Genomic DNA, 513 nt, shown 5'->3' with positions numbered 1-513 from the left:
CGGGCGCCTTGAAATCGGAACCGAAGACAATCCGATCGAAGATGGCGTCGATGCGCAGATCATCATCGCCAATAACGGTGATATCGATGTCGGCTGGGATCCCTCGCTGCTGTCCCGCGGGGTCATTTCACATGGCGAAGTTGAGATCCATGGCGCCGAGAAGACAGCCTATCTCAAGGTTGATGATGCGCCGATGGCTGGCGACACGCAGATCAAGCTGGCGGAGATACCGGACAACTGGCAGGTCGGCGACACGATCGTCCTGACCGGCACCCACAAACAGGGCTGGTTCTACAATCGCCAGACCGGTCAGAAGGAGCATGGCGGCACCCAGGACGAAGAGGTGACGATCACCGCGATCAAGGGCGACACGATCACGCTTGACCGGGCGCTTGCCTATGACCACGACACGCCGCGCGATGACCTCTCGGCCTATGTGGCCAACACGTCGCGCAACATCACCTTCTCCAGCGAAGATGGCGAGGCCTCGGCCGTGCACCATCGCGGGCATGT

1 protein-coding gene is annotated in these 513 nt (G+C 60.6%); it reads left to right on the top strand.

Annotation, left to right across the window (positions count from 1 at the left end; genetic code table 11):
• On the top strand, positions 1-513 hold a 513-nt coding region (locus Q1B27_RS24470), incomplete at both ends, for a G8 domain-containing protein (protein ID WP_299852817.1).

The organism is uncultured Roseovarius sp. (genome assembly GCF_947489715.1).
In the GTDB taxonomy this organism is placed as follows: Bacteria; Pseudomonadota; Alphaproteobacteria; order Rhodobacterales; family Rhodobacteraceae; genus Roseovarius.
Note: the sequence above shows the minus strand (reverse complement) of the source record. Positions and strands in the feature narration are given on the sequence as shown.